Source organism: Terriglobus sp. YAF25 (genome assembly GCF_052113305.1).
Lineage (GTDB): Bacteria > Acidobacteriota > Terriglobia > Terriglobales > Acidobacteriaceae > Terriglobus.
Genome location: NZ_JBFRCY010000086.1, coordinates 1 through 9,225 on the forward strand (window position 1 = coordinate 1; position 9,225 = coordinate 9,225).

General features: G+C 57.4%; 6 protein-coding genes. 4 read left to right on the plus strand and 2 right to left on the minus strand.

From position 1 onward, the window contains the following. The first annotated feature begins 383 nt into the window (after positions 1-383). From AB4043_RS05275 to AB4043_RS05290, 4 genes are all read left to right on the plus strand, one after another. Entirely contained in the window at positions 384-1,931 is a 1,548-nt protein-coding gene (locus AB4043_RS05275; RefSeq protein ID WP_442299809.1) for a cation:proton antiporter, read from the plus strand. A 269-nt stretch (positions 1,932-2,200) separates the two neighbouring features. After that, complete coding sequence (locus tag AB4043_RS05280; RefSeq protein WP_442299808.1) at positions 2,201-3,343, plus strand: PepSY-associated TM helix domain-containing protein; 1,143 nt, start codon at positions 2,201-2,203, stop codon at positions 3,341-3,343. Between the two features lie 53 nt (positions 3,344-3,396). After that, on the plus strand, positions 3,397-6,123 hold the full coding sequence (locus AB4043_RS05285) for a TonB-dependent receptor (RefSeq protein ID WP_442299807.1): 2,727 nt from the start codon (positions 3,397-3,399) through the stop codon (positions 6,121-6,123). A gap of 10 nt (positions 6,124-6,133) precedes the next feature. Next, the gene (locus tag AB4043_RS05290) at positions 6,134-6,649 is read left to right on the plus strand and encodes a DinB family protein (protein ID WP_442299806.1); all 516 of its coding nucleotides are present in this window, start codon (positions 6,134-6,136) and stop codon (positions 6,647-6,649) included. A gap of 15 nt (positions 6,650-6,664) precedes the next feature. Here the strand turns inward: AB4043_RS05290 and AB4043_RS05295 are convergent, their stop codons facing one another. Together AB4043_RS05295 and AB4043_RS05300 are read right to left on the minus strand one after the other, a co-directional pair. Next, entirely contained in the window at positions 6,665-7,702 is a 1,038-nt protein-coding gene (locus AB4043_RS05295) for a radical SAM/SPASM domain-containing protein (protein WP_442299805.1), read from the minus strand. Further along, on the minus strand, positions 7,695-9,225 hold a 1,531-nt coding region (locus tag AB4043_RS05300), incomplete at its 5' end, for an amidohydrolase family protein (protein WP_442306622.1). The genes AB4043_RS05295 and AB4043_RS05300, both read right to left, overlap by 8 nt.

Below are 9,225 nucleotides of genomic sequence, written 5' to 3' on the forward strand. Positions count from 1 at the left end.
CTTCTCACAAAGGTGAGAGTCAGCTTCGCCCCTGGGAGCGCCGCTCCGGTGGCATCTGTCACCACTCCCGACAGAGCAGCGGTGATGCCGCTCTGCGCGTGTAAAGAAGCGTCGAACAGGAGCAGAAGAGCGAGCGCCAGGGCGGAAGTGTGCCTCATCCGGATCATTTAGGTTTGCCTAATTCGACATTTAGGTTAGCCTAAATGTCGAAGAAAGAGAACACCCCGGAATGAAAAATCATTATCCGTTCACCAAGGCAGGCACTGTATGCCGGTGATCTAGGGTTGTGATGGGTTTTAACAGGGCACCCAATCGACGTAACAGGGGCCGTTAGTATGTGTGGAGCAGCGTCGTTGGTAGAAGATACGCTCTGGTGACCTCGAATGACCTTCTTTGAAAGCCTGCTTCTACTGATGTTTGCCGCCATTGTGCTGCTGCAGTTGGCGCGGCGGCTCTCGCTGCCCTACCCGGCCCTGTTGGCGGCGGCGGGCGTGCTCATCGCACTTCTTCCGGGGTCTCCCAGAATCGAGATTGATCCTGAGACCTATCTCGCCCTGCTCATTGCGCCTGTCCTCGTCGACGCTGCCTACGACTTTCCCCTGGGCGCGGCTCGCCGTCTCTTCCTACCCCTTTTTGTCTATGCCGTAGTGGCCGTAGTCATTACAGCCTTCGTGGTCGCGTGGATCGGGAAGCTGTATCTTGGCCTGTCGTTCTCTGCCGCCCTTGTCATGGGAGCCATTGTCGCGCCGCCTGACGCTGCTGCGGCTACGGCTGTGCTGAGGCGCTTTTCGATTCCTCGTGAGGTCGATAGCATTCTGCAGGGCGAGAGCCTCTTTAACGATGCGACGGCGCTGCTGCTGTTCAGCGCCGGGCTCGCCTTCGTAAACCATCACATGGATGCGGGAAGCGTAACCCGTCTTGTCTTTGCTGCTCCCGGGGGGATCCTGTTCGGCGTGGTGAGCGCCTATCTCATCATGCGTGTGAATCCGCTGGTGCGGGGAACGCTGGGAGGAAACCTGCTCCAGTTTGTCTTCTCGTACGCCATCTGGATTATTGCCTCTCATCTCGGGCTTTCGGCGGTTCTTGCCACCGTTGCCTTTGCCATGACTGCAGCCCATCGAACCGAAGCCAACGCCGGCGCTCTTGACGCACGCATGCGCATTCAGTCGTATGCCGTCTGGAGTGCGGTCGTCTTTACACTGAATGTCTTTGCGTTCCTCTTGATGGGCATGCAGGCGCGCGTCATCCTTGGGCGAATGGAGCGCTCGCAGCTTCATGACGCTCTTGTCTTCGCGGCCATTGTCGTCGCCGTTGTGATTGCCGTTCGCCCATGTATCGTTCTCACATTTCGAGCTGTTCGCTGCCTTCAGGCGCGTATGGGCCAGAGATGCCAGCCGGCGCCCCTGGGAGAAAGTCTCTTCATCGGCTGGTGCGGCATGAGAGGCTTTGTGACCATGGCGACAGCCCTCGCACTGCCGCAGGGATTTCCCCATCGCGACACACTGGTGCTCGCTGCATTTGCGGTGGTGCTGACAACGCTGGTGGTGCAGGGAGTGACACTCGCTCCGTTGATCCAGGTGTTGTGCCTCAGTTCTACACAAGCCAAGGAGGCAGAGGGCTTAGCCCTCAGAGTGAAGCTTGCGGATGCGGCTCTCAACGCGCTTGCCGATAAGTCTGGCAGCGAGGCCGACAATCTCCGGTTCCGCCTTCGGTTGGTGCGAGACACCTGTATGCAGCGGCAGGACTCCGTTGGGCTACAGCGCCTACGGGAGCTTGGACTGGAGTCGGTGCTCTCGCAACGCCGGGAGCTGGAGCGCCTGCGGGACGAGGATGCGATCAGCACCGAGGCCTACCTCGAGTCGCAGGAACAGATCGACTGGCTGGAGCTTACCTTCCTGCGAGGGGAAGAGCGCCGCATCGAAGAGATTTGAAATCCGTGCTGGTTTCCCGGAAGAACGCACAATGGCGTTTTCATTGCGGAAAACGCCCATAGGATGCGGAAGCCCTAGCTGCACCTACAGGGAAAATGCTCTATCGCGCAGCTGGTCACTTAATCTGCCATTTTTGTCGCCCGCTGATGTTCCTGTGAGATTCAGGACTGTTTCTGTCGTATATTGGTATTGATATTGGACTGTTTTGATCCTTATTCGGGTTAAAGCATGTTCTTTCATTCCAGAAAGCCAGGGCAGATCGACATCGCATGAACCTTCGACGAGTACTCTTTTGGTTTCACCTTGTCATCGGCCTTGTCGTTGGGCTGACGATCTGCTTCTTCGCCTCTACTGGCAGCCTGATGGCATTCCAGCCGCAGATCGTTGCGCGTGCTGAGCGGAAGATATCCGTCCCGGAACATCGCCGGGATGTTCCGTGCCTCGCTCCGAGCGAATCCATCAAGAAGCTGCAGACTCAGATCGGCGCGCCTCCAACCTCGTTCGAGGTATTCGCGAATCCGCGGACACCGGCCCAGGTGATGACCGCTCCGGACCGGATCTTTTTGGCGGATGCCTGCACTGGCGAGCTGCTTGGGAATGGGCCAAGCAGGGTGCGCGCATTCTTTGCACACGTGAGAGATCTGCATCGCTATGCCGCATTCGGCGGAAAGCGCTACGAGGCGCTGCATGCGATCGCGATCGCCGGCAATCTGGGATTTCCGATTCTTATTCTCAGCGGCTTGATCCTATGGATCCCACGTCAATGGAAGAAGGTCCACCTGCGGAACGCGCTAATGATCCGAGGCCATCTGAAGGCTCGTGCCCGCGACTGGAACCTGCACACGGTTGGTGGTTTCTGGTTAGCTCTTCCTCTGTTGGTGATCTCGCTCTCCGGATCGGTGATGGCCTACGACTGGGTTAATGCGCTGCTCTATCGCGCGGCGAGGACCCCTTCGCCGCAGGGCAAGGAAGAGAGACCGAAGACGGTTGACCTCGGGAACGTTGAGCTGCTGGATAAGCTTCTTCCTCTTGCAAAAGAGACAGACCCAAGGTGGAACAATCTGACGGTGCGTTTTCCCATTGCTGCCAACAGCGTTCCGTTCGCGCTCGATGAAGGCTCAGGCTCGCGGCCGCAGCAGAAGACCCAGCTTGTACTTTCCAAAAACGGCAAGCTGACGAAATTCGATACCTTCGACAAACTTCCGCGTGGCAGACAGTGGAGGCTCTACGGCCGCTTTCTCCACACAGGCGAGATCTTCGGATGGGTAGGGCAGAGTGTAGCCTTTCTCGCCGCACTTACCGCCGTGTTACTTGTCTGGACTGGATTCGCACTTAGTCTTCGCCGGTTCGTGGCGTGGAGAACCCGCAAGGCTCGTGCGCGAGAGCGGGCTCCAGTTCTAGAGGCCGTTTAAATATCGCTTCAGCGACTTAATCAGTAACAGCGTTTCAACTGAAAGGATCTCCCGTGCCTAAATATCTTGGGCTTGCCCTCGCTTTATCTTTTTTCATGTCTTCGGGCACGTCGCCAGTCATTGCGGAGGTGGATGCGCTGGCTCAAGTGGAGGGGCGGTCCTCCGTTCATGGCAAGCTCAGGGCTAAGGATGGCGCGGTGATATCCGGCGCTCTCGTGAAGCTCACGGACAGCAGCGGCCGAAGCTTCACCGTGTCCTCGTCGGCGGAAGGAAGTTTTGCTATCTCTGGATTGCCGGCGGATGCTCCATACACGCTGGTCGTGGAAGCGCTCGGCTTTGAGACGATGCGCCGTAGTGATGTCCTGCCTGCGGAGACCGATCTCGACCTGGCGCTCAACGTCGATCCGCTGCAACAGGAGATTACGGTCTTTGCCCAGGAAGAGTTGCTGAAGACGACTCCGGAGATCTCGTCGACGCTGTCGTCACAGGAAGTGACGCAACTGCCATCCGTAAGCCGTAGCCTTGCGCAGTTCGCGCTTCTCGATGTCAGGGCAAAGAATACTGCCGGCTCGGGATCCGATGGCCGGACGGGAACACGGCTCTCGCTCAATAACCAGTCTTTCCGCTTCACGCAGTATCTGCTGGATGGAAGTACGAATTTTGACTTCGTCCTATCCAATGGCCCGCAACAGAATGTATCGCTCTCGTCGGTGGGTGAGTTCACGGTACAGACGAATACCTTTCCCGCCCAGTACGGCCGTGCGAGCGGCGGTGTTGTCCTGGTTGCTACCAAATCGGGTTCGGATCAACTGCATGGAGAGGCCTTTGCCTTTGTACGTCCTTCCGGAATTCAAGCGGCTCCGCCAGTTTCAACATTTCATGTTCCGAACGAAAAGCTTCAGTGGGGCTCAACTATCGGTGGACCGATACGCCGCGGGCGAACCAACTTCCTGACGTCGTACGAGCAGCTTCATCAGGAGCGCGGTGCTTTTATTCAGTCTCCGACGACTGGCTTCTTCACGGGAAAGCTGGACTCCTACATCGGATTGGCGCGCATCGATCACAAATGGAGCGAACACCAGTTCACCACATTGCGGTTCAACGGCGACTACCTTACGACGAATAATCTGAACGACACTGTCGGCGGGTTTGTTCAAGCGAGCGCCGCTCGCACTGACGTGCAGCAAAGCATCGCGGGGCAGCTCACCCAGCGAAGCCTGTTTGCAACGTGGCTGAACGATTTCAGAATCTCCTATGCCAGTGCGCTTCCGCTTTGGTATACGCCGATCACTCCAGGCATCTCGATCGTCCGGCCAAGCTACGCCACGACCGGCGGATCGGCCAGCGAGCACTTGCGCACGGGCGCATTCCAGGTGATGGATACCATGAGCAAGACCTGGAAGCAGCATCAGTTCACCTTTGGTGGTGATTACCTTCACGAAAAGGCTGGGTATAACCTCATCTCGACCCCGCTGGGAACATATACGTTCGCGGCAGGTGCTCCAACGGCTGGACAGATGCCATTGCGCTACAACGTCACTGTCGGAAATTCGAATCTTAGCTACGGACAGGAACTGATGTCGGCTCACTTTCAGGACGATTGGAAGCTGACGCCACGTTTCACCGCGAATCTAGGCCTCAGGTACGACTATCAATCGAACGGTTCCGGCAGGACAAACCTCCAGCCGCGTCTCGGTCTGGCATGGAATCCATTTGGCGACGGCAATACTGTCATTCGCGCGGGAGCGGGTCTGTTTTATGACCAGCTTTACGGACAGCTTCAGCGGAACGCCCTTAACCTTGGTCCGGATGCCACGACCGCGAGTTACACGATTTCAAATCCCTCTTATCCAACGCCTCCTGCGGTCAGCGGCACACAGGATCGCCGTGACATCTATCTCCTTAGCCCTTCACTGAATAATCCGTATACGATGCAGCTTTCTGCTGGAATTGAGCAGCGGCTTCCGCATGGCTTTGTGTTGGAGATGGATGCGGCGTTTCTGGCCTCGCGCCATCAGTTGGTTCTGGTCAATCAGAATGCGCCGACGCCGTTTATACGCACTGCGGCGGGACAGACGCGCACCGCGGCCGCAGCCAATGCGACGCGTCCTTATCTCAACTACAGTCGCAGCGATGGCACCACGATTCCGGTTGCGAATGTGCAGCAGGTAAGCAACGCAGGCAACTCGCGTAATCCGTCAGGAGAGATTCGAATCCGGAGAAACTTCGCGAACCACTTCGAGTTCCAGGCCTCGTATCTCTACAGTTCCAACATTACGAATGTCTTCTTTACGGGAGGCAACAACACCGGAACGCCGAGCGTGTCGGGCATCACTACGGGAGAGAACGGACCTTCAGACTTCTTCCAACGGCATCGCCTGGTGGCGTATGGAGTCGTGGATCTTCCGTATGCCTTCCGGATGAGCGGAACCACAACCGCGGCGAGTGGCTTGCCAGTGAACCCTCTCACCGGTGTGGACAACGACGGAGATGGTATCGCAAGTGATCGTCCAGTCGGGCTCTCGCGCAATTCGTTTCATGGGCCGCCGCAGGCTCAGACCGACCTTGCTCTGACACGGACTTTTTCCTTCTTCGAGAAGGTACGAGTCGAGACACGGGCTGAGTTTGCCAATGTCTTCAACCACAATAACTTTGTAAAACTAACGACGACGTACGGAAATACGGCAACTCCAGGCAGCACCTTCCTATTGCCACAGGCGGGCATTCAGAATAGCGATCCATCCCGTCAGGTTCAATTTGCAACGAGGATCCTGTTCTAGACTGGAGCCGATGACCTACGATGATCTCCGCCTCCTCATCGATTACAACTATTGGGCGCGCGATCGAGTGCTCGACGCGGTAGGCGCAATCACGCCTGAGCAGTTCATTCGTCCCATGGGGAACAGCTTCAGCTCGGTGCGTGACACCATTGCGCATATTTGCGCTGCCGAGCGCATTTGGATCACCCGGTTGAAGGGCGAAAAGCTGCAGGGAATTCAGAAACCGGACCGCCTTCCTGATGTCGACGCAGCCCGCAAGGAGTGGGCCGAACTGGAAAGCGAGATGCGCGAACAACTTGCAAGATTAGGGCCGGAAGCTGTGGAGCGCACAATCGAGTACCAGGACCTTCGTGGTAACAACCAATCCGACGTGCTTTGGCAGATGCTGCAGCACATGGTCAATCACGGAACCTATCATCGCGGACAGATCACCACGATGCTGCGACAGCTGGACACAGCGCCGCCGAAGTCCATGGACCTGATCGCCTTTTATCGCGAGCAAAATCGGAAGCCCTGGACCAGGTGAGCGGAAGTCGCGCCTTTAGACGCCGGGTTCGTTTGATGGTTGGTAGTTAAGTGAGCAGACACAGCGCCTGCAGATTTCGTTCTCATCGACCTTCAGGTGAGACCGGAACTCAAAGGCGCTATCGCTGTGAAGGATGTCTTCCAACGTCCCGTGTCCCAGGTTGCCGATAGGTTGATGAAAGAAACAGGGTTTTACGGTCCCATCGACCTCCCACACAGCGGAGACCCACGGAGCATTGCATACCGGAGCTCGATGTGGAACCAGGCCAGCTTCTGCCGCAAAGTGGTCTGCAATGCGCTGGAGTTTCTTCCGGCTCTCTGCGATCGAAAATGCCGGGGCTAGCCGCTCCCGGGCTTCCGCGACGAGGTCGAGCTGCCGGTTGAGTGTCTCGAGCTCGGTGGCGTCCACCTGGATAGAACTACGACGCTCAATTGGCCAGACCAGCTCCCGATTGAAGGCGGTGGATGAGAGGTCGGCGGCAAGGAAAGAGAGGCCATCTAGCCCGGCATCGATGGCGGCACCTACGGTGGCCGCTAGGTGCGCAAAGTTTGCGTGTTGTACGGTGCACCGTGCTCTGACTGGAAGCGTGCTTCGCCGCTTGAGAGCGTGGACTCCGCGAGAAAGCAGGGCAAAGGCACCTTTGACTCCGCGAATCTGATCGTGAACCTCGGGAGGTCCATCGAGAGAGACGATAACTTCTTGGAACTCGGCTGCAACCAGGGCAGCGTGCTTCTCCAGCAGGAGCCCACTGGTGAGCAGGGTCAGCGTTGCGCCTATCTCACGGAAGAAATGCGTAAGCTCTGGCAGCTTTCGATGCATCAGCGCTTCGCCGCCGGTGAAGACAACCTGTTCCACACCCAGCGCGAGCAGCGACTCACGCTGACGTTCCAGAACAGCGAGATCGAGCTCCTGGTTTTCCTCGCGTTTCCAGATGTCGCACATCGCGCACCGGCAGTTGCACCGGCTGTGCACATGCAGCAGAAGAATCGGCATCCGCGTCTTGCGGTGCTCCTGCAGGTGAGGCGTCTCCGCGATTGTTGCTGTCTCAGGCAAGAGCCACCGTCCTTTCTCCCAGGCGGATCACCCCATGCTGCTGCAGCATAGTGGCAGCTTCAAATGCCGGTCGAAGATCCCCGCGGATCCAGCGCCGCCGGCCGTCGACATTGATCTCAGTGAACCCTGCAAGCTCCTGCGGCTGGAGAATGTGTGCGAGTTCTTCCGCGACAAGCTGGATGATGCCATTCCGCATCACAAAATGGACGTCCTGCCATGTCAGGTGACGAAGCGTCTCTGCAGGTGATAGGCCGCGATCGGGTACGGCAATCAGATCGGCTCGGCCGTCAATCTGAATCTTCCCCTGACCCTCGGTCAGTCGCAACATCGTTGCCGGATTCTCCGTAAGCATGGAGTAGAGTCGTGCGGCCGGCAGATCGTAACGCGCTGTGACAAAGGCCGCTTCGTCCAGTAGGTCACCGCAAGCGGTAAGCGGAGAGTCGCTTCCAAGCGCAGCATTCTCGAAATTCTCTAGAAGAGTAGCGGCTGGAATCGTCCCAAAGAGAAACTCATTGGAGCTGGGGCAGAAGATCAAGCTGACTCCTGCTTCTTTGAGCCTGTCGATCATCTGTGGCGTGACCGCAAGTGCGTGAACAAGGATGGTGGAAGGACGCAACAGACCTAACGCCTGCAGCATTTCGATCTCTTGTTTCGCTCGCTCGCTTACCCCCTCGGCTGCATGTACGATCAGAATCTCTCCAGAATCGATCGATGATTCTTCCTGAAGCCCCGCAAAATCGAATGCAGCGGAGTGCACCCAGCGCATCTCTTCCACCACGCTGACTGGAAATTCGGGTTCACGCATTATTTCTGTAATCGGATTGTGATGGCACACCGTCGTTACACCGGACAGCAGATTCCTCAGAGCGCCCCACTGAATACGTGCCTCCCGTTGGATGCTGCGGTGCCGTGCGATGGTCTCGGCATGGTGCACGTGAATTGCGCCGGCCCATTCCTGGGCATCGGCATAGCCGCCTTCTCCCAGCCGTGGAAAGAGACCGAACTCCAGATGATCGTGCGCATTGATCAGGCCGGGAAGAAGAAGGTGTCCATCCAGGGAAACCTGCGTCATCGGCTCGGGCGAGCTATCCAGGAGGGAGCGTATCCGTCCTCCCTCGACGGTAAGTGTGCGTGGCAACGCATCATATGCCGATAGCGCACACTGACCTCCAGTGATAACGAACTCTGCCTGGGGTGCCTCTCGCACAAGCTGAAGCAGATACATCACTGGTTCTTCGGCAAGCTCTTCGAAGGAACGAGGCCGACCTTGCTGTACAAAGATTTCCCGCTCCGCTTCGGAAAATCCAGGCTCCAGATCGCACACGCAATGGAACCCTTCGGCTGTAAAGATTGCTCTCAGCCTTTCCATGTCGATCTGGTTCCAGGCAATCGTGATCTCTTCGCCCTGCTGGTGGAAAGAACGATTCCAGCCGCGTCGCTGTGCCGTATCGGGATGAATGTCGGCCAGGATGATCTGGCCACTCGGATGGAGTAGCCGCCGCATCTCGCTGCAGAAGGCCCCG